This window comes from Rhodococcus sp. LW-XY12, assembly GCF_019317345.1.
GTDB classification, from domain to species: Bacteria; Actinomycetota; Actinomycetes; order Mycobacteriales; family Mycobacteriaceae; genus Rhodococcus; species Rhodococcus pyridinivorans.
Window position 1 is genome coordinate 200,892 of sequence record NZ_CP079226.1, and the last position, 19,930, is coordinate 220,821.

A 19,930-nucleotide genomic window follows, 5' to 3' on the forward strand; every position below is an offset into this window, starting at 1 on the left:
TCACATCCCCGATTTCGCGGAGACCGGTGAAATCAGGGGGAGGGAGTGAAAGATCAGTGCCTACCGTACCCGGCGTGCCGTGAGCCATCTTGCAGCGACATCGGGCGCGGTGCGCACTCGAGGGCGGGCGCCGCGCAGGTCGTAGGCGAACCGGCGGCGCACGTTACTAGCTGACAGTGAGACGGCCGAAGCACGCGATCGGACCGCTCTCGACGTCCTCGAATCGCACAGGAGTGGCGTGGATGATCCAGGGCGGAGCGTGTGTACAGGTGTGGCCGTAGACGAAGTCGCCGACGAGCACGTCGTGGAGGAGAACACGTCCCTCCGCGCGGTGGATGTCGGCAGAGATGGGCTCCTTGGACTCTCCGAGGGAGTAGGTCTCTGCGCGCCGTGCTCGGGTGAAACTGCGTCGAGGAGTCCGGGGGTCGAGAAGTCCGGGGGTCGAGGAGTCCGAGGGTAGTGCCTTGGCTTCGATGAGTCGCTGGGCGGTGGCGGATGGAGCGTACTTCATCCGTACGGAGTAGGGGACAGGGTCCGGCGTGACGCCTGCGCTGCGCGCACGATCGCAGTGGGTGACCTCGAGTTGCTGGTGTCGCGCGGGAGAGCGGACACGGATCTCGGGGCGATTCAGGGTGTCTGCGAGTCGGGTGTACTAGTGGTTCGTGCGTCGCCGACAGGGTCGCCCGGAGGTGCCTCACGCGTGCAGGAGAGTTGACGTTCGTCGTGCGGCAGCTTGAATTCAGGGAACCTGTCCGGGATGAGCACCTAACTGGGCGGAGTCAGCTTCGAGTGGGTCGGTGTCGACTCGAGTGGGGGAGTGGCCTGGTGAACGCAGCTGCGGATCGGTGCAGTCCGCGGTCCGCGTTCGGGTCTTCGCGATGCGGGACCCGTGCCAAGGCTGGTCTTGCTGGAAGGACGAGCCGTAGACAGTTCTTGTCGCCCAATGATGAGGAAGGGCTCGATCAACCCGTCGCTACTGTCGGGGCAAGGGTTCGGGTTCTATTGGGCCTTCGCTGCAGTGTCTGCGGTCCCTTGTGGAGTGTGGCGTCAGTAGTCGTGCGCGATCGTGATGTGAGATGGCTGGCTTTCGTAGGCCGCACCTACTGTTGCCGGTTTCTTCACTGTGTTGGTCCAGGCATCAGGTCGTGGCCGGTGCTGAGCTAATTGACGGGGAGTCCGGCTCGAACCGTGATCGGCTCACGGGGTCATAGGGACTGCTGCACGATCCGGTGACAGATTCGGTCACGCAGCCTGTGTGGCTGGTGTGGTCATGATGGTCTCGAACTCGACAGGCGTCAATCTGCCGAGCCGGAGCTGACGTCGCCGGCGGTGATAGGTCCGCTCGATCCAAGTCACGATCGCGATGCGCAACTGCTCGCGTGTGGCCCATCTCTGCCGGTCGAGGACGTTCTTCTGGAGCAGCGCAAAGAACGATTCCATCGCGGCATTGTCGCCGGCCGCACCCACCCGACCCATCGATCCGACCAGGTCGTGGCGGGCGAGGGCGCGGACAAATTTCCGGCTGCGAAATTGCGATCCACGGTCGGAATGAACCACACATCCGGCAACCGAGTCCCGCCGTGCCACTGCCGATTCGAGGGCCGTGACAGCCAGACGGGATTTCATCCGATCGCTGATCGAGTAGCCGACGATCCGGTTCGAGTACACGTCCTTGACCGCACACAGGTAGAGCTTGCCTTCCTCGGTTCTGTGTTCGGTGATATCGGTGAGCCACAAAGTGTTTGGAGCATCCGCGGTGAAGACGCGGCCGACGAGATCATCGTGCACCGGCGGCCCGGAGCGGCCCTTCTTCGAGCCACGTTTCTTGCCGAACACACTCCACCACCTGTTGGTCGAACAGATCCGCCACGCCGTGCGGTCCGACATCGACTCGCCCGCATCGCGGGCTTCGTCGGCGAGGAACCGGTAGCCGAACTCCGGGTCCTCGCGGTGGGCGTCGAACAGGGCGTTCGCCCGGTACGCCTCCTCGAGTTCGGCGTCGGTGACCGGGTCGGCGAGCCACCGGTAGTACGGCTGGCGCGCGATCCCCAGAACCCGGCACGTCACCGCGACGGGAATCCCGCCGGCGGCCAGCTCGCGGACGAGCGGGTACATCATTTTCCCGGAAGATTCGCCTGTGATAGATACGCCGCGGCCCGCCGCAGCACTTCGTTCTCCTGCTCAAGCAACCGGATCCGCTTTCTCAGCTCGCGGTTCTCTCTGGACTCCTCGTTCGTCGTCCCTGGCTTGGTGCCGTCCTCGACGTCGGCATTCCTGAGCCAGTTGGTCAGGCAGGATTCGCTGATGCCGAAGTCGGCGGCGATCTGCCGCAGGTGCTGACCTGGTTCGCGGTTGCGGGCCACGCGGACGACGTCGTCGCGGAACTCTTTCGGATAGGGCTTGGGCACGGGGTCCATCCTTCCAGCAGTGCCTCACGGCACCACAGTTCAGATGTCACCTATCCGTGCAGCAGTCCCATATTTCCGGCGGTCCGATCAAGTGAGAACGTTTGTGTTCAGAATCCCTACGCGTCGGTCGTTGAAATCCTGTCGTGGGGACGTGAAACTACGTCGAAGCTTGTTGGTTGCTTCGGATCGCTCGCTCTGGCGGTGGTGCGAACGACACCGATGGGCCGCTGCGCGAACCGAATTGCGGATTCGTTCCGGCCGGCCGCGATGGTTACTGCGGTGGTGTCCAATCGAACACTTTCGTGGCCGATGCGATGCCAGAGGGTTTACAAGACGTACCTTTGTTTCGAAGTCTGGTGTCGTGCTTGCTGATTCGCGGGGTTCCCGAGCGGCGAACGTGGCTGTAGGAATTGAGGGTCGATGCGATCGCCCATATGGCATCTCGGGCGCAGGGCATGGACCTGATGGGCGCGGAGTACGCGAAGGACGCGATCCGGACCGCTGCCGCTGTTTTGTGTGGTCGCGTCTACTCAACTATTTTGCGGATCACGGTGTGATCCCTCCCGGGATTTCCGGAGGGCTCCTCTCAAGGGAGGATGAAACCTATGGCAGCAGGATCGAAGCGGTACTCGGCTGAGTTGAAGCGAGACGCCGTGGACATGGTGGCCCAGTTGGTGGCCCACGGGTCGGCGGAGTGGCCGGCGATGCGCAAGACCGCAGATCTGTTGGGGGTGACCTCGGCGGAGACTGTCCGTCAGTGGGTTCGTAAGGCCCCGGCCGCTGATGCGGAAGGCGCCTCGAGGGCCGACAACGAGGAGATCCGCAGGCTCAAACAGGAGGTCGCCGAACTCAAACGGGCCAACGGCATCCTGAAAGCGGCGTCGGTTTTCTTCGCGGCCGAAATCGACCGGCCACACCGGTAATTGTGGACTTCATCCGCACCCACCAGGGACATCGGGTGGGTGCGGATGGTCTTATCTGGGGTGTCGATTCGATGTGCGCCGTGCTCTCTGAGCACGGCTGGCGCATCGCCCCGTCCACATACTACGACCACATCAACCGCGGGCCGAGCGCCCGTATGCTCGCTGACGCGCAGGTCATCGATGCGATCTTCATGCTCCGCAAGAACAAACCCCTGACCCGCGTTCTGGGCTCACGAAAGACATGGATAATGCTGCGCAGCAACGGATTAGATGTCGCCCGTTGCACGGTTGAACGGGTCATGCGGGAGATGGGATGGCACGGCGCGATCAAGAAGAAACGGGTGCGCACGACCATCCCTGACGCGGCGGCCAAGCGGCCGACGGATCTGGTCGACCGGCAGTTTTATGCCGCGGCACCCAACCGCCTGTGGGTGGCCGATTTCACCTACTGCCGCACCGAATCCGGTTGGGCGTACACAGCCTTCGTGACTGACGTGTTCGCCCGCAAGATCGTCGGCTGGAAGGTGGCCACGGAGATGACGGTGAACTTGGTGACCGATGCGATCAACAATGCGATCGACAACAGAAAACGTTGCGGGGTAGTCGATTTGAGCAAACTCGTCCATCATAGCGACGCCGGATCGCAGTATACTGCCATCGTGTTCGGGCAGCGATTGGCCGAGGAAGGGATCGCGGCCTCTATCGGCACCGTCGGGGACAGTTTCGACAATGCCCTGGCCGAATCGGTGAACTCGGACTACAAGAACGAACTGGTCGACAACCAGCCCCTGTTCCATGGAGCCACTGAGTTGTCGCTGGGCACCGCCGAATGGGTGGCGTTCTACAACCGAGAACGACCACACAGCTACTGCCACGACCTCACCCCCGACCGGGCAGAGCAACTCCACTACGATCGCATGCGCACCCTCAATCCGGAGGAAGCGCTCACACCATGAGCTCTCCGGAAACGCCGGGAGGGATCAGTGCTCTCACGGGCCGAGGTGGCGTGTGACGGGCTGCATAAACAGAAAGGCCTCGGTCGTCTGATGTCGCATGCGGTGACGAACCGCGATAGGCATGGGATTACGGACCTCTATGTGGCTTGTCGGCCATGAGTTCTGAGGCGCTGGATCGTCGCAGTCGTGCGATAATTTCTGAGTAGAGTTGTTCATGTCAATGATGTGGGTTTCGGAGTTGGTTTGGCTTTGGTGACAAGAGGCTACTTAGACTCCGGCCGGATGCATTCGAAGAGGAGATCAACCTGTGGCGCGTAGAACAATCGTTGAGACTTTCGACGACATCGATGGAACTGCGTTGGACGATGACGGAGAAACCATCAGTTTCGCTGTCGATGGGGTGGAGTACACCATCGACCTGAACAAGAAGAACGCTCGCGACTTCCGGAAGAAGATCGACTACTGAGGTTTTCTCACCAGGCCGGTGCTTGCAGGTGAAGAAGAACGAGAGCCGCAGCAGCGATCGAGCCGATCCTCCACGGACACAGACTGATTCGCTGCAGCGCCTTCCACCGGGTCTTCAGCAGCGCGTTCGCGCGTTCGGCCGGAGCACGCATCGCAGACAACACCGTGTTGCGGCAACGGGCGCCGGCATCGAGACCATGGCCTTTCGTCGGGACGTGGACACCGATCCCGGCACCGGTGTACCCCTTGTCGGCGAGGGTGGGCATCCCGCCGGCGGCAGCGTGGTAGAGGGCGCCGAGGATCCCGCCCCGACGAGCAGCGGTGAGGTCGTGCACCGAACCGGGGGCAACCTCGGACACCCAGATCGGGTAGCCGGTCGGATCGGTCAGGACCTGGACGTTGCCGCCATGGCGGCGATGTTTACCCGAGTACCACACGTCGTGCCCGGACTCGGAACGCTCCCGGCAGCGAGTCGAGGCGATGAGGGTGCCGTCGAGACAGACATGCTCCCAGCCGGACTCGATCCCACGTTCGAGCACGTCGTGCAGGTCCGGGGCGTGCGCAGCGATCACGTCGATACCTTCATGGAGATACCGGTAGGCGGTGGCCTGCGAGATGCGGGCATCGCGCGCCAGGGTGGCGACAGCGGTGCCGTCGCGAAACCACCGCAGCACCATCAGAGCCTGGACGTAGACGGTCGCGGCCCGCTGCCACGGCCGGCGATCGGTCCTGCGGCGGTGGGCAGCGAGGATACGGGCGACGAAGGTCAGGGTGTGCTCGGGCACGTCGAGCGTGGCACGATAGGTAATCACGTGGGGTCCTGCTCCGGGTTGCTTCTTGCTCGAAACAATCCCTACCAGGCAGGACCCCACGTCCTCTTTTCACGCCACACCGTTCGGATGTCTTTGCTGTCGTCGGTGACTCTCTGGTGAGAAAACCTCACTACGTCGAGCGTGCGACCCGCGTCGGAGGACGCAAGAAGCGAGCCGGAACGGCTCGGTCATCCGATCCGAATTCTCCGAGCTCCAAGGAGATTCGAGAGTGGGCGGTTGAAGAAGGTTTCGAGGTTCCCGCCCGAGGACGTCTGCCTCAATCCCTCGTCGACGAGTACGTCGCTGCTCACTGACAACTAGCTCTCTGCAGTAGCATCGGCTCACTGCTTCGCGCCGTCTTCGTCCACCGTGGTTGGAGCACTCGTGATGGGCCAAATCTAGGGAGGTCGAGTCAGTGCGATCGACAATGAGGAAATAGGGAGAATGCGTGGCCGTCTTCGGGTGGCGATAACTGGACGACACTGCTCGAGTGCCCTGCCGTATCCGATCGGCAGGGCACTTTTGTGTTTTTGTCGCGGACAGAATGTCAGGGATAAGAAGGGCGCGGTGAGGTGCTCGCGTCGAGAGTATCGACGTCCTTCGATGCTGACCGATGTCGTCGCTATCCATTCAGCTGTTTCGGTAGTTACTGTCCCGGCGTCTTGGGGCACACGGCAGAGCGTAGGCCCTCGGGTGATGTGCGAGTCCGCAACCGCACCGTCGTCTCTCGCCGGGTGTGGTCTATCTCGAATGCCGCTTTGATACGGGCGGTGCTGTCGACCGTCGCGTAATTGGATCTGGCGCACTTTCCGTGAAGTCACTGCCACGCTTCGTTATTCGAGGTGGATGACGCGCTTGCGCAGCAGGTCGAGGTTGGCTCGCCCGTACATCTGCCGCTTGAGCATTTTGATTCTGTTCACGTGCCCTTCGACCGGCCCGGAGTTGTGTTCGAGGGTTAGTCCGGCGGTGACAGCATCGAGGTCACGGCGCAGGCCGGTGGTGAAGGACTGCAGGGCCGGTGATCCGGTGGCATCGACGTCGCTCATCCACTCGGGGAGTTCGTGTCCGCGCCGCTCGGTCATGAGCTCGGCGAAGCCGCGAACGTGTCCCTGCAGCGCGTTCAGTGCGGGACTGCGTTCGAGGATGTCGGCGAGACGGTGGCTGTCGACGTCGGTGAGACGGTCGGGTCGGGCGGTCAGCCACCCCGTGACCTGCCGGACGGATGGCACCGGCGGCGGTGCCGGGCGCGTCCGATGCGCAGCACGCAGTGGTGCCAGGAACCGACGGACGGTCTTGGCACTACCCCGGTAGCCGCATTCGGTGATCTCCGCCGTCAGGCGGGTGCCATCGGTGCACGGGCGTGGCCCCTGGATAGTGGACACTGGGTGTGTACGTCAAGCGGCCTGATCGAGGGTAGACCCATGGTCGACCTCGAAGTCAAGTGGTGATCGGTTCCGCAGTGATGAGTGCCGTCGGCGTGTGTTGTATCGAGTGATCCAGCGGAAAACCTCGGTGCGGCATTGCGCTTCGTCGATCCAGCGTTTCGCGCCCTGAAGCGTCTCCCGCTTCAACGACGCATTGAAGGACTCGGCCATCGCGTTGTCGGCGCTCGACCCGATCCGGCCCATCGATTGCCGCACGCCGTGCCGGCGACATGTCGCCTGGTAGTCCGAGGAGGTGAATTGACGGCCGTGGTCGGAGTGAAAAATAGCTCCTTCCAGCGACCCTCGGGCCGCCGCCGCATTGTCGAGCGCGTTCTCCACGAGCTCGGTACGCATGTGATCTGCGATCGACCAGCCGACGAGCCGTTTGGAACACACGTCGATCACGGTCGCCAGGTAGAGGAACTCACCGGTGCTGCTGTGCGGAAGATAGGTGATGTCACCAACGAATACTCGTCCAGGCTCGTCAGCGGTGAAATCACGGTTGACCAGGTCTTCGAAGACCTGCGCCCCAGGATCTTTGATCGTCGTGTTCTTCGGTTTACGCAGGTGCACACCGACGATGTTGTTCTGTCGCATCAACCTGGCTACCCGCTTGTGATTGACCGTGCCCGGCACCGCGTCATCATCGGCCAGTTCGGCGGTCATCCGCCGGTAACCGAGGGTGTGGTCCCATTCCTGGTGGTGGGCACGTATTCGGTCGACAAGCGCCGCATCGGCCTGCTGGCGGGCACGCCGAGCCGCCTTTCCGGCTCGCCACTTGTAGTAGCTCGACCGGTGGATGCCGAGCACCGTGCACATCCGCTTCACCTCATGGGTGTCTCGGTGGTCGTCAACGAACCGGAAGCGGATCACCAGTTCGTCTCTGCCGCGAAATATTTCGTGGCCTTGCGCAGGATGTCTCGTTCCTCGCTGAGCTTGTCGTTCTCCGCGACCAAAGCCTGGTTGCGGGCCCGAATCTGCTCGATCTCGGCCTGCATCCGCGCACACTGCTCCTCGGGTGTCTCCGAGGCATCCACGCTCTTCTCGGGCGCAGACCGCGCCATCGCGGCCTTCTTACGCGCCAAATGCACCCACGTCTTCAACGACCCCCGAGCGACTCCCAGATCCGCGGCCAACGACGAGTACGACACTTCCGGGCGACTCTCGTAGAGTCGCACGGCGTCGGCCTTGAACTCGTCAGAGTATTTCTTCTTCGTCATGGTGATGTCCTGCATTCTCCGGCCCAGTATGGGCCAGTGTCAGCGTGTTCACCACCCAGGGGCTACCCCCAGCTGTTCTGCGTGAACGTCTGGCCTACCCGTTTGAATGGGCGCATGATCGCCCAGCACACAACGGTGAGCAGCACCATGAACCACAATCGCCAGGACCCGTCGACCTGTCCGTCGGCATCGACGTAGAGCTGCACGAGCGCCATCAGGTACAGCGCGACGATGACTGCACCGGCCACGCCCCACACATAGGCGGTGGCGAGCATGCGCAGGATGCGGCCCAGCCAACCACCGGCGATCATCGCGAACGGCACCCACAGTGGCGCGAACAGGATGGCGAAGCGGATCGCGAGCAGTGCGGTGATCTTCAGGATCGAGGCGCCGATCCACAGCATCGATGGCATCGCCAGTTTGATCATGCCGATGAAACCGGTCGAGGTGCGGCCGGAGTCTTTGCCCTGAAACTGGTAGTAGGACAACTGATGGTCGGATTCCAGCGACGCGACGATCTCGCGGAACGTGTCGGCCTTCTGGGCGGCGAGTTCGGCCTGGGCGTCCGGGTCGTTCTTGACGCGCTCCTGCTCTTCGTACGAAAACGCCAGCGAATCACGCAACTTCGGACCGAGCCCGGCTGTGTCCGCATCGTCGTAATTGGTGCCGAACCAACCCGTGCGCCAATCGGGAAGGAAAACTTGGTCGATCAGCACGTTGCGCGGGTCGGTCGGTCCACCGGTAAGTGTGCCGCCGCCCGGGCCGTCCCCGAACTGGACCGAGAAAATCTGATCCTGAGTATCGGTGATCAGCGAGCCGAACGTGTCGTCGGTGACCTGAACCGCCTTTTGCGGTGCACCGACCATCAGCGCCCCGAGCATCAGCCCGGCCGCTGCGATTGCCGAGGTTTGGGTAACGCCGGCGGTGTCTGCCTTCAGCGACTTCCACAGCACGATCACAGCGACGACAGTCAGTGCAATCCCCAGCCACTGTCCGTAGACCCCGCGCATGCCGTCGCTGATCGAGTAGACGATCCGGTCGAACTGTTCGAGTGCCGAGTCGACCCCGGCATCAAGCGCGTCGCGTCCGGTCTTGGTTTGGTCGTCGAGCCAGAACGCCGCGGCCGCCAGTGACTTCCCGATCGTCAGGAAGGTGTTGCCCAGCGTGGTGTCGTTGACCGCGCCGGGAGCGCGCACTAGATCCTCACCGCAGCCGAGGTCGTAGGTGTGCCATTTCAGTCCGGCCCAACCGTAGCTTTCATAACCCGTGCCACCCCCACCTTCGATCGGCGGCCGGTTGGCGCTGGACGAGTCGAAGGTCGTCTCGACGGTCTCATTGGGGAACTCCGGGGCCGGTACGTCCTTGCAGTCGAAGCCGCTGGCTGTGGCCACCCCGGTGCCGACCCCAATCAGGACGACCGCAGCGAACATCAGTACGACCAGAACACGGACCACCAGCCCCACAGGCTGCCCGACGTAGCGGACGGAGAGTGACAGTGCCGGGAGAATCCGGCGTGCTCGTTGCGCGCTCATGCAGGAGTGTCCATCGCGGCGCGGGTCGCGCGGGAATCGAGCGCGGCGAATACGTGTGCCAGGTGGACGAAGTGGGTCCAGTCCGAGCGGACCAGTTCGATGTCGTCAGCCATCTTCACGATGAACCGGCGTGCCTGGTCGAGGTGCTCGGTGTCGGTGTCCTCATCGAGGGTGTCTTCTCCGCCACCACCGAGATCGGCCAACAACGCTTCGTAGCCTTCCCCGGCAGGAAGGTTCAGTAGTTTGAGGGCGCCGTCGATGGCATGGGTGTTGCCACCGAGATCGCCGATGATGACCTCGTAGGTCAATGCGGACTTGTCGTCGCTGCCGCCGACGCCGAGATAGTCGTCGGGCAGCTGCGAGCACACCAACGCGCGAACCTTGTACTTGCGCGAGTCGCGGGCGATGCGCAGATTCAGGGTGCGGCCGGCACCGGTTTGTTCGAGGTACTTGTTCTCGTCGAGAAACAGCACCTTGCGCTCAAAGCGGGGCAGTTCGTAGACGAGCCGGTTCGCAAGCCACGCGGCCATGTGCATGAGCGGGCCGGCCATGCGTTGCTGCGGGGTCCACTGCGACGGGTCGGTGCCGGTGGGTGGGAGCTGCAAGCCGGGCATCGTCAACACCGTCAGTCGAGTGTTGTTGTCGACGATGTCCTCCGGCTCACCGGTGGTGCCCGCTTCGGGGAAGAGCACGCGGGCCTCGGCGAGATCAGCCATCATCGACAACTCCTGATGCACGCTGCGCGCACAGGTACGCAGATCAAGGTTCTCGTCGTCGCGACCGAGCGCGGCGATCGCGTCGAGGACTTCGCGCAGGTTGTGGTGCCGTCCGCCGCCGACGGTGTTCGCCGCGGTCTGCAGGACGGTTTCGGTCCACTCGTGCTCGAGCCGGGCGGGGGAGAGCATCATCTTCAGCACCGACACCGCCACCGAGATCCGCTCGGCCTGCGCGGCCCGCAGGTCGGCTTCGTACTGCGACTGGGCTGCGGTGACGGGATCGGCATCGTCGGCGTAGTCCGGATTGGTCGGGTCGTAGTCGGGGTCGTCGCGGCGCGGATCGACGATCACCCGATAAGGGTTGAGGGAGCCGGGCCGCGAGGTGCGCCCCGTCAACGCCTGAACTTCGGCGATACCCCGGAACTCGGGGAGCTGCGCGAGTTTCTTGAGCGGTCCGGATGGGTCGAGCACCACCCCGTAGGCGCCGGCACGTACCGCTTGGTAGACGAGGATCCCGGCCAGGAACGTTTTGCCCGAGCCGGGTACCGCCACGATCGGGGTCAGACCGGACTTGTGTTTCTTCTCATGCGCGGCGAACAGATCCCACACCGCGGGTCGGGGCGCGATCGAGGCTGTTTCGCCGATCACCACGCCGGTGCGGTCCCCGATCCGGTCGCCGACCGCGGCCATCCCGGCGGAGACGGTTTCGACACTCATGCGCCGGCAGTGCGCGATGTTGGCGAGCGGCTCACCGGGGAGGAATTCGCGCAGCAGTTGGTACTGGCCGTGCTCGTGTTCGAGGCGGATGCGCGGGGCGTACATCTCCTGAAGCATCGAGACCTTCTGCTTCGCCTCGTCCGGGGACGAGCCGACGACAAGCACCCGGTACCAGCCGTCGGTGCGCACCGACAGGCCGGAGTGGTCGTCTTCGATGTCGGAGAGCACCCGTTGAGCGAGCGCGTGCTGTTCGGCGAGTTCCTGCGGTGGTACCTGGTCGTGTTCGACGGTGTAGTGGTCGAACTGCGCCTCGATGCGCGCGGTGAGCCGGCGCAGACTGCGGATGGTCTGGCTCTTGGTCTTCAACCGGATGCGTTCGGACCATTCGAGCGGTTCACCGGAGGAGTCGCCGATGACCTGCCAGGGCAGCATCCGCTCCGGGATCGGCAACGGCGCCATGCGCCCGACCGTGAGCACGATCGCGTAGCCGGTGTAGTCCCGGCCACCGACCTGTCCGCGCACAGTGGTGTACCCGTCACCGGGGGTCAATTCGAGGTCGGTGAGGTCCTCGAGCGCAGCAACATCGGAGTGTTCCCAGTCCCCACCGCCGGAGATCACGCCCTCGGCATCGAGCGGCAACCCCAGTGAGGCCGAGCGCAGCAGCAGATAGTCCATCTGCGCGGCGGTGGCGGGCTTGGCACGCACCCCCTGTCCCGAGAGGATGCGTTCGATCGTGGCGAGGTGCTCGGCGAGCGCCTTCTGCTCGTTGAGGAACGCCGTGTGCGCCCACGAGCGGACGAGTCTCGCGATCCGGCCGAGCAGCGGTGTATCGACGGCGGGCAGCAACCATTCGGAGATGGTGTCGAGCCCGACCGCGAGCGCCGAGCGCGGGGGTAGTTCGATGCCCCAGTAGCGGCCCTTGAGAGTGGGGTTGCCCCACAGCATGGCGTGCTGCTGACCGCGCAGATAGTCCGGCCACGACAACGCGCGCGGCACATCCGCGATCGGTTCGGCCCACCCGTCGTGAGCTTGCGCCCACTGGCGCACCGGCCACGGGGTACGCACCAGCCGGCGGTGTAGACCGGTGACGCCGGCTTCGGCGAGGTTCGCCAGCACCAACGCTTCGCTGCGGATGTAGCGGCGCTGCCGGGCGACCGGGCGCATGTTCCACGGCCCTGGTGGTTGGACGAACCACGCTGTGGACTGGCTACGGGTGCGGGTGATGTTGCCTTCGACCCCGATCAGTTGCAGCCGCACTGCTTTGCGCGTGCGAGCGGCGCGCTTGGCGGCGGTCTTGGTTTGCCGGGTGAACTCCGCGTCGGTGTCGGCAGACGTGCCGCGCTTGGTGCGGCCGCGCCTGCGCTGTGCGGGCGGTGCGTCTGCACTCGCTGCGGTGGTGGAAGTGGTCACCGGAGCAGGGGCGGTGATGCTGCTGTCGGGCACCTGGGACCACGCCAGCTCCGCGGCCTGCGTCGCGTCCGCATTCGGATCCGGAACCGGGGGCGGGGAGGCGATGCGGTGTGCTGCCATCGCCGCCGCCCACGACGGGGGCAACGCACCCGGCGGCACGATCGCCGGTGCGGGCTCGTCGAAATTCGGATCGAACAACGCGGCAATGTCGTTGTCAGGCTGGACAGCCATCGTCAGCAGTTCCCTTCGCTCGACGCTGCGGGGGCGTACTGCGCGAGGCACGCATAGCAGCGGGAATGGTGAAGACGACGGTCTGTCCTGCCTTGGGCGGGCGCGGTGCAGTCAGGTCGTTCCACGCAGCTCGGATCACCGACCGGACCGAACGGTCGGCGTTGACGTACTTCGTCACCCGCGCAGTGATCACGACACCGATCCCGACGATCACCACCAGAGACTGGAAGCCGAGCGGCACCTGCACGACCGCGCGGGCGAGGACGAACACCGTCGCGGTGATGAGCGCGCCGAGTCCGACTGCGGCGTAGCGGAGGCGGAACGGCAGCGTGAAGCCGGTCGGGCCGAGATAGTGCCGGTCCACGCGGTGCAGCATGTCGTCGTTGTCGATCACGATCGGTACCCCTTTTGCGGTCGTCGGCCGGTACTTGCGTGCGGTGGTCAGACCTGGATGCCGACCAGACCGAGGAGCCAATTGCCGATGCCGGTTGCCGCGGTGGTGTTCGTCGCGATGCCCAGATACGCCATGCCCACCAGCGACAGGCCGCCGACGGTGACGACCTTCGAGAGGTTGCCGCGCAGCCCACCCATCAGGACCACGCACGCGATCAACACGAGGATGGTGAAGACGATGTTGTCTTCGATCCAAGCGCGGACCCCGGTCGTGGTGACCTCGGTGGTCTGGGCGAGCACGTCACCACTCGGGATGGTCGTGATCGCCAGTTCGGCAAGACTTGGCGCGAGAGACATGAGCACTCCAGTGATGGTTCGGTCGGTACGCCCGAAAGGCGACGGCCGAGAACGTAAAACGAGCACGCGATCTCGCCCAAACAGGTGAATGCACACAGCGCACACATCCGGCGAGGTCGACGGGGAAGAACGAGCGCGAGAAACACCTCCACGATCGAGACCGGACAGCCATGCCGAGCGCACGTGGCGGGGAGTGCGGAGCAGCGATGTTCACGCGCGCCGTCACCGCACATGAAGCGAGGTGATCGTCGATGCGTCTTCGATGCCTGAACAGCGACCCGAGCGATAGTGCCGGCCGGGGCGGTGGACGAACATGCATCAACGCCAGGTGTGTGCCCTGTGCGAGAGAGGTTCGCAGGGCCGTGATCGGGCTGGGGGAGGCAGGGGTGATCGTGGGGGAGTGGGGGAGTGCGCATCATGGCGCTCGACAGAGCGCGTGAGATGGGCGATGGATTCGAGCGGTGAATCCCAGTGCTGCGCAGAGCGCTCGCGACGCCCACCCCTTACGGGGTCACTCCCCCCGGCGTTCCTTGGGGGGAGTGTAATCCAGAATTGCGCGCGGCGCCAACGGTATTCGCAACCGACCACGTCGAACGCTCTTCGGAGCGCTGACTGCGGCGGTCGTGCCCACGCTCGATAACCACACGGGGAGGGCGGCTGTGGAGCGTTCGGAACACCACGTGCAAGTGCCCATAAGCATGCTCGGATGAACGCTCGCTGAACCGGTATGCGAGCGCTGGGATCAGCAGTCGAAAAAGCGCTCGGTGACATCGCGTTGCAAGCGCTGTGGTGGAGATCTTCTCAGGTGAGCGCCGAACACGTTGAGGCACAAATTCATCGAGCTGGGCACTCGCGGATCCGAGCGCATCACCTGCGTCAGTTCGGAATGCCGTCACCTGCTTGGTGAAAACTCGGCCCCTCTGCCACTGTGCTCGCACACCGCACCGGACGGCATCCGGCGAAGACGAGCACGAGTGAAAGGCGCATGCAGTGAGCGCAACTCCAGACCCACTCAAGGACTGGCTCGTCGCTGCATGGCGCGACACGTTCGGCGACACCACCGACGCTCGCGGCGATCGGACCGGCGACGGGCGGACCACGTGCGTGTCCCGCTTCGTGCCGTTCTCGCCGCTGACGGCAATCTCTGCCGCAGCTGCCTTCTCCAGCCCCATCCTCATTGCTTCTGTCGCGGGAAACGCTTCGGTCGTCGAGGCGCTGACCGGGCTGTACGACTACCGGTGGCCGCTGGCAGTAGCCACCGCTCCGTTGATCGCCCTGGATATTTCGCGGCACCGCACTCACCGGTGGTCACAGATGCTCGACGCGATGGTTCAGCAGAGCACCGGGCATATACCCACCAAGGTCTCGATTTCGCGGCCCACCACCGGGCGCTCGATGCGAGGCGCGACGATCAAGCTCTCGCGCGGTGCAGTGATCCGCCCCAAGCAATTCGAGGCGCTCTCGCGTGCGGTCGAAACGGCCTTCGGGACCAGCGAGACTTCGGCGGTGACGGTGCGGCACGACGCGCACCGCGACCGGCTCGTCATCACCCGCACGCCGATCTCCCCGGACACCCGCAGCGAACGACAGAAGGTCCTGCAGGATGCGCTCGACGGCGCCACGATCTTCAAAAGTCCCAAGGTCAGCGTCGACACCATCGACGAGGACGGCATCGAGACCGGCTACCGCATCGCCTTCGCCAAGTCGATGAACGCCGGAGCACCGGGCTTTCAGGCCAAGGTCGACGAAGCCCTCGCCTCGCTCGCCGGCCCGCACGAATCCGGCCGGAACTGGACCTGCGATTGGTATCCGAACAAGGGCTATCTGGTGATGCGTCTGGTCACCGCCATGCCCGAGCGCGTCGACCACCCCCTGGAACTGGTCGATGAGAACCTGCGGCACCTGCCCTATGCGACCGGCGCGGCGGACCGGATCATGTTCTGGGATGTCTCGACGAGTTCGAACAAGCCGCACTGCTTGATCGTCGGCCCCACCGGCGGCGGTAAGACCTCGGTGATCCGCACGCTGCTGACCGAAGCGGCGCGTCGCGGGGTTCCGTTCGTCGGGGTCGATCCGAAGATGATCGAACTCGACGGCCTCGAGGGCTACCCCGGCTGTGGGGCGATCATCTACGACGCGCTGCGCGCGGCGATGTTCGTGCGCGCCCTGCATACGGAGATGATGGCGCGCAACGCCTACATCCATCAGATGAAGATCGAAGGTTCGCAGCTGCCGCTGATGATCGCGGTGCTCGACGAGTTCTTCATCCTCTCCGGCAAGTGGCAGCGTCTGGCCAAGACCGGCGACGACGAAACCAAGACTCTGCTCAAGGAACTCGATCCGCTCGGTGCGTGGGCGGATCTGGCGGTGCTCGCGCGTTCGGCCGGCATCCGGTTGTTGCTCGGTGTGCAGCGTCCGGATGCGTCCCTGTTCGGTGGTGCCTCCGGCAACGCGCGTGACAACTTCGGCACCCGCATCTCGCTCGGCAATCTCTCGCAGGACGGGGCGTTGATGATGTGGGGGGATTCGACGGTGGGCCGTGAGGTCGACACCTCGGTCAAGGGCCGCGGGATCGCGCTCGGTGACGACGGCTCGCCCGTCGATGCGCAGATGTGGTGGACCCCGAACGTCGACAAGCATCCGAACAAGTGGAACCAGCTGTCGGAGAACGAGAAATCCATCATCGACGGATTGATGCCGGCCGAGGCGCCGCAGTTCACCTGTTACTCGCCGGAGCTGGCCGAGTTCATCGAATCCGAACGCGCCCTGGCGCGGCGGGCACGCAACTACGGAAGCGTGCCCGAGCCGATCGTCCTCGGCGGTACGAGTACGGGCGGTATCGGCACCGTGTCGATGGCCAAGACTGGAGCCGAAGCCGCACCGGAACTTGATCCTGCGGACGAGGACTTCGCCGATGTCATCCCGGCCTCGAGCGTGACCGCCGGGCAGACCGTGCTCATCGACAACGAGGACGGCGACCTGGTGCCGGTCACCGTCGATGCGGTCGATGTGCGTCGCGGCAGCCGAGGCGAGGTCATCGAGACCGTCCTGACCATCGGCGCCGACCGGGTCACCACCCGCATTGCTTTCGACGCGAACGGCGTCGTTGTCCTGCCCGAACCCGACCTCGTGGGACGCAGCGCATGAGCATCGGGCGACCCACCGCACGAGAGTCTGATCGCTGTCCGTGTCGTCGCGATCGCATCAACCCCGTAGTGACCGCTCGTCGGCCCCGTGAACCACGCCCGTAATCACCACCGGAAGGAACCCGATGACTCGTCGCATTTCTCAGTCGATCACCCCTACTGCCGAGGACGTCGCCGCGTTGCGTGGCCCGTTCGTCTCCAAGGGCGCCAACGATCCGGTGATCAAGGCGCTGCGCGAGTACTTCAAACAGACCTCGCCGGTGTGGCTGGCCAAACTCGACGAGAGGCAGGAACTCACGCGCGAACGCCTCGCCGAAATCCGTGAGGCGTCGGCCAAGCGCCGCGTGGTCATCGAAGCGCTGCCCGACGGCAAAGCCCGCACCAACGCGTTGGCCGAGCTCGAGCAGACCGATGCTGTCATCGACGAGATGGACACCGCGCTGGCCGGCGCCGGTGCCTTCGGCGGGATCAACTAACCATGGCGCCGACCGTCGAGATCGAGGCGACCTCCGCGACCACCGCGCGCGCGAGGCTCACCGGCGCCGACGTGCCACCGATGGAACTGGCGGCAACCGAGGACAGGGCGCTGGCCGCTGTCGTGCACGACTTCGTGCGCACCCTCGCAGCCAAGCAGCAGTCCGCCGTCGAGGTCGTCTATCGCACCGGCAAGGACACCCGGTTCCTCACGGTCGGCCCTGACGGCAAGCTCACCGAAAGTGCTCCGAGCGTCCCGATTCCGGTCGTGGTGAGCGAACCCGCTTCGGCGGCCGCCGAGGCTGTTCACACAGTGCTGGCCGCGCCGGTGACCGTGGCTGCCGAACCGTTCACCTACGAGACATCGACACTGGTCGACCGGGCGCCCGCTCAGGAGCCTGCACAGGCCGCGCCGACACGATCGCGGGGTCCGAAGTCCATACCACCCCCAGAATTGGCCACAGAGCCGCTCAGCGGCCGGATCGAGGCGTTGTCGGCGCTGTCCGCACCCCGCGTCAACCCAGCGGCCGGCGAACCCGCCCGCCTCGGGATGCGGGGACGGCTCAACGCGATGCTCGGCCTGGCGCTTGCACCGAAACCCGACTCGATCGAGATGCGGCTGCGCGCGGCGCACACCACGATCGCCCGGCCGCTGCCGGACGGCGCGCTCGTCACCGTCGCCAACGTCAAAGGCGGCGTCGGTAAAACCCCGATGGCGATCGGCTTGGCCGAGACACTGGCCGAGTATCGCGGCCCCGCCACGATCGCGTGCCTGGACCTCGGGGAGGTCGGCGGCAGCTTCACCGATCGGATCGCGCTTCCCCCGGCCGCAGGGCAGGACGTGGCGTCGCTGCTCGCCGATCTCGGTGATCAGGCGCAGCCGGTGCGCTCCTCCGTGCTCACTCGGTATCTGACCCGTCAGCCGTGCGGCTCGTATGTCGTCGCCGGCGGAATCGGGGCGGTGGCACCGGTGAGCTACGACGACGCCGCGACGGTGGCGGCGATCCTCGGACACCACTACGACCTGCTGGTCGCCGACACCGGCAACTCGCGCCACGCCGGCAGCTGGCGGTGGGCGATCACCGCTGCGCACGCCGTGATCGTTCCGGTGCCGCTGCGCCGCGACAGCGCGGTCGCTGCCCAGCGCACCCTGGCCGCGATCTCCGCCGTCCGCCCGGATGTGCTCGTCCGCACGGTCGTGGTCATCACCGAGGGGCCGGGGGATGTGCCGATGGTCGAGACCGATGCCGTCGATGCGTTCTCCGCACTCGGTGTGCCGGTGTGCCGGATGCCGTTCGAGCCGCTGTTCGCCTCCGGTGAGCGCATCACCTTGAGCCAGTTACGACGCGACACCTGCGAGGCGTTGACCGTCCTCGCCGCCACCGTCGTCGACCTGATCGCAGACGACCCCTGATCCCGTTGGTCCGGAACCATTTTCGGTCCGGGCTTAAGGCTGCTCCACGTCATCCTTTTCGATCCCCGACCAGACCCGGCCCTCCCTGTGGCCGACCGATGAAAGGCAATGCCCGATGAGTAACGACAACCCCACCCCGAACCGCGCCGCACGCCGCGCTGCCAGTCGCCACCGCACAGTCCAGCGTCAGGCCACGGCCGCGTTCGTCGCGATCGCCGCAGTGGCGGCAGGACTGGTGCTGGCCCCGACCGCCGGTGCGGCCCCATCCCAGGGCGGCACTACCGGCGGCGGGACGCAAGGCGGCACCACCGCGACCCCGGCACCGCAGACCGAGGTGGAAGTTGTGCCGCAGGCGCCGTCCGAGCCGATCTACTGGTCCGCCCCGCCTGCAGTGCAGCCGCAGTACGAGCCGCTGCCGAACTACGACTACGACACCGGCCGCTACAACCGGCAGACCACGTACACCCCGCCGCTGGACCTGTCGACGCTGCACGCCCCGACCCCGGTCGAGCAGGCCCCGATCTACATCGCCCCGCCCGAGAAGATCATGATCGGCGACTACCACCTCACCCAGCCGAACTGGGTCACCGACGCCGACCGCGAGCGCACCAACAACACCGCCGGCCTGACCCGATCCCAGGTGGCCACCTTCTGGCGTTCCGTCGGTGTCCACGCTGATCGCGCCGACCGCGTCGCCGCCGCACAGATCGGCGGTGTCGCCGCCGGAGCGACCGCAGGCGCCGCGGCCGGTGCGGTACCGGGTGCGCTGATCGGCGGCACCATCGGCGGCATCGGCGGCGCCGCCCTTGGCGGGGTGGTGCCGCTGCCGATCCCGGTGCTGCCCGAAATCACGACCGGTGTCGCAGGAACCGCGGCAGGTGCGGCGATCGGTGGCGCCGTCGGCGCAGTCCCCGGCGCGCTCGTCGGTGGTGCAGTCGGCCTCGCTGCCGGTACCGCCTTCGGTGCCGGGGACGACGAAGGACAGCCGATCGAGGTCGAGTTGCCGGACGTGCAGCAGGACGTGATCACCGAGCAGACCGCGGCGACGGTCGAGCAGTGGCAGACCTCCGGACCGGTCGGTGCCGCCACTGCGGAGGTCGTGCACAGCGCGGTGCAGACAGCACCGCACATCGATTCACAAGCCCGCGAATGGGTCACGGCGCAACCCGGCGGCGAGAACGTGATCGCCGCCGTGGACACCACCCTGGAGGCGTTCTTCGGTGGTTCGGCCGGCACTGCCGCCGAGATGATCTCGACCGCCGTCGGACAGGGCGCTGGCGCCCCGGTCTCCGCCTGACCGTACGAAAGGATGTGGGTGCACCCCGATGAAAC

15 protein-coding genes and 1 pseudogene are annotated in these 19,930 nt (G+C 65.3%); 7 read left to right on the top strand and 9 right to left on the bottom strand.

Going from position 1 to position 19,930, the window contains the following annotated elements; all coding sequences use genetic code 11:
• Nucleotides 1-166 precede the first annotated feature (166 nt).
• A complete protein-coding gene (locus tag KXC42_RS25210) occupies nucleotides 167-511 on the bottom strand; it encodes a hypothetical protein (RefSeq protein WP_064257745.1) in 345 nt (114 codons plus the stop codon).
• A gap of 731 nt (nucleotides 512-1,242) precedes the next feature.
• A protein-coding gene (locus tag KXC42_RS25215) for an IS3 family transposase (RefSeq protein WP_112320133.1) occupies nucleotides 1,243-2,408 on the bottom strand; the annotation gives its coding sequence in 2 pieces (ribosomal slippage) (nucleotides 1,243-2,133 and nucleotides 2,136-2,408; 1,164 coding nt in all).
• 605 nt (nucleotides 2,409-3,013) lie between these two features.
• Between KXC42_RS25215 and KXC42_RS25220 the strand changes: the two genes are divergently transcribed.
• Nucleotides 3,014-4,287, top strand: a protein-coding gene (locus KXC42_RS25220) for an IS3 family transposase (protein ID WP_156354424.1) whose coding sequence is annotated in 2 segments (ribosomal slippage) — nucleotides 3,014-3,293 and nucleotides 3,293-4,287 — 1,275 coding nt in all. Because the reading frame shifts where the segments join, the coding sequence is not laid out codon by codon here.
• A 307-nt stretch (nucleotides 4,288-4,594) separates the two neighbouring features.
• On the top strand, nucleotides 4,595-4,753 hold the full coding sequence (locus KXC42_RS25225; protein WP_257606232.1) for an Lsr2 family protein: 159 nt from the start codon (nucleotides 4,595-4,597) through the stop codon (nucleotides 4,751-4,753).
• Nucleotides 4,754-4,760: 7 nt separating this feature from the next.
• Here the strand turns inward: KXC42_RS25225 and KXC42_RS25230 are convergent, their stop codons facing one another.
• Nucleotides 4,761-5,564, bottom strand: coding sequence for an IS5 family transposase (locus tag KXC42_RS25230; RefSeq protein WP_219130572.1), 804 nt, complete (start codon nucleotides 5,562-5,564; stop codon nucleotides 4,761-4,763).
• 116 nt (nucleotides 5,565-5,680) lie between these two features.
• Between KXC42_RS25230 and KXC42_RS27510 the strand changes: the two genes are divergently transcribed.
• Nucleotides 5,681-5,878 (top strand): histone-like nucleoid-structuring protein Lsr2, encoded by a 198-nt coding sequence (locus KXC42_RS27510; protein WP_231912171.1) that lies wholly within the window; start codon nucleotides 5,681-5,683, stop codon nucleotides 5,876-5,878.
• A 519-nt stretch (nucleotides 5,879-6,397) separates the two neighbouring features.
• Here KXC42_RS27510 and KXC42_RS25240 read toward each other — a convergent pair.
• The 6 genes and pseudogenes from KXC42_RS25240 to KXC42_RS25265 form a co-directional block, all read right to left on the bottom strand.
• Nucleotides 6,398-6,946, bottom strand: coding sequence for a transposase (locus KXC42_RS25240; RefSeq protein WP_257606233.1), 549 nt, complete (start codon nucleotides 6,944-6,946; stop codon nucleotides 6,398-6,400).
• A 12-nt stretch (nucleotides 6,947-6,958) separates the two neighbouring features.
• A protein-coding gene (locus KXC42_RS25245; RefSeq protein ID WP_153008490.1) for an IS3 family transposase occupies nucleotides 6,959-8,208 on the bottom strand; the annotation gives its coding sequence in 2 pieces (ribosomal slippage) (nucleotides 6,959-7,878 and nucleotides 7,878-8,208; 1,251 coding nt in all).
• A 71-nt stretch (nucleotides 8,209-8,279) separates the two neighbouring features.
• Nucleotides 8,280-9,638 (bottom strand): annotated as a pseudogene (locus tag KXC42_RS25250) (hypothetical protein); the annotation flags it as partial.
• A 98-nt stretch (nucleotides 9,639-9,736) separates the two neighbouring features.
• Complete coding sequence (locus tag KXC42_RS25255; RefSeq protein ID WP_064257741.1) at nucleotides 9,737-12,814, bottom strand: ATP-binding protein; 3,078 nt, start codon at nucleotides 12,812-12,814, stop codon at nucleotides 9,737-9,739.
• Complete coding sequence (locus KXC42_RS25260) at nucleotides 12,798-13,208, bottom strand: hypothetical protein (protein ID WP_064257742.1); 411 nt, start codon at nucleotides 13,206-13,208, stop codon at nucleotides 12,798-12,800. Before KXC42_RS25260 ends, KXC42_RS25255 begins: the two co-directional genes overlap by 17 nt.
• A gap of 47 nt (nucleotides 13,209-13,255) precedes the next feature.
• On the bottom strand, nucleotides 13,256-13,564 hold the full coding sequence (locus KXC42_RS25265; RefSeq protein WP_064257743.1) for a hypothetical protein: 309 nt from the start codon (nucleotides 13,562-13,564) through the stop codon (nucleotides 13,256-13,258).
• A gap of 990 nt (nucleotides 13,565-14,554) precedes the next feature.
• Between KXC42_RS25265 and KXC42_RS25270 the strand changes: the two genes are divergently transcribed.
• The 4 genes from KXC42_RS25270 to KXC42_RS25285 all read left to right on the top strand — a co-directional run bounded on the left by KXC42_RS25270 (nucleotide 14,555) and on the right by KXC42_RS25285 (nucleotide 19,895).
• The gene (locus tag KXC42_RS25270; protein WP_219130581.1) at nucleotides 14,555-16,711 is read left to right on the top strand and encodes an FtsK/SpoIIIE domain-containing protein; all 2,157 of its coding nucleotides are present in this window, start codon (nucleotides 14,555-14,557) and stop codon (nucleotides 16,709-16,711) included.
• A 124-nt stretch (nucleotides 16,712-16,835) separates the two neighbouring features.
• Nucleotides 16,836-17,186 carry a hypothetical protein gene (locus tag KXC42_RS25275; protein ID WP_064257459.1) on the top strand — a complete coding sequence of 117 codons (351 nt, stop codon included), beginning with the start codon at nucleotides 16,836-16,838 and terminating at the stop codon, nucleotides 17,184-17,186.
• 2 nt (nucleotides 17,187-17,188) lie between these two features.
• Complete coding sequence (locus KXC42_RS25280) at nucleotides 17,189-18,598, top strand: ParA family protein (RefSeq protein WP_064257458.1); 1,410 nt, start codon at nucleotides 17,189-17,191, stop codon at nucleotides 18,596-18,598.
• Between the two features lie 115 nt (nucleotides 18,599-18,713).
• Entirely contained in the window at nucleotides 18,714-19,895 is a 1,182-nt protein-coding gene (locus KXC42_RS25285; protein WP_064257457.1) for a hypothetical protein, read from the top strand.
• The last annotated feature ends 35 nt before the right edge of the window (nucleotides 19,896-19,930 follow it).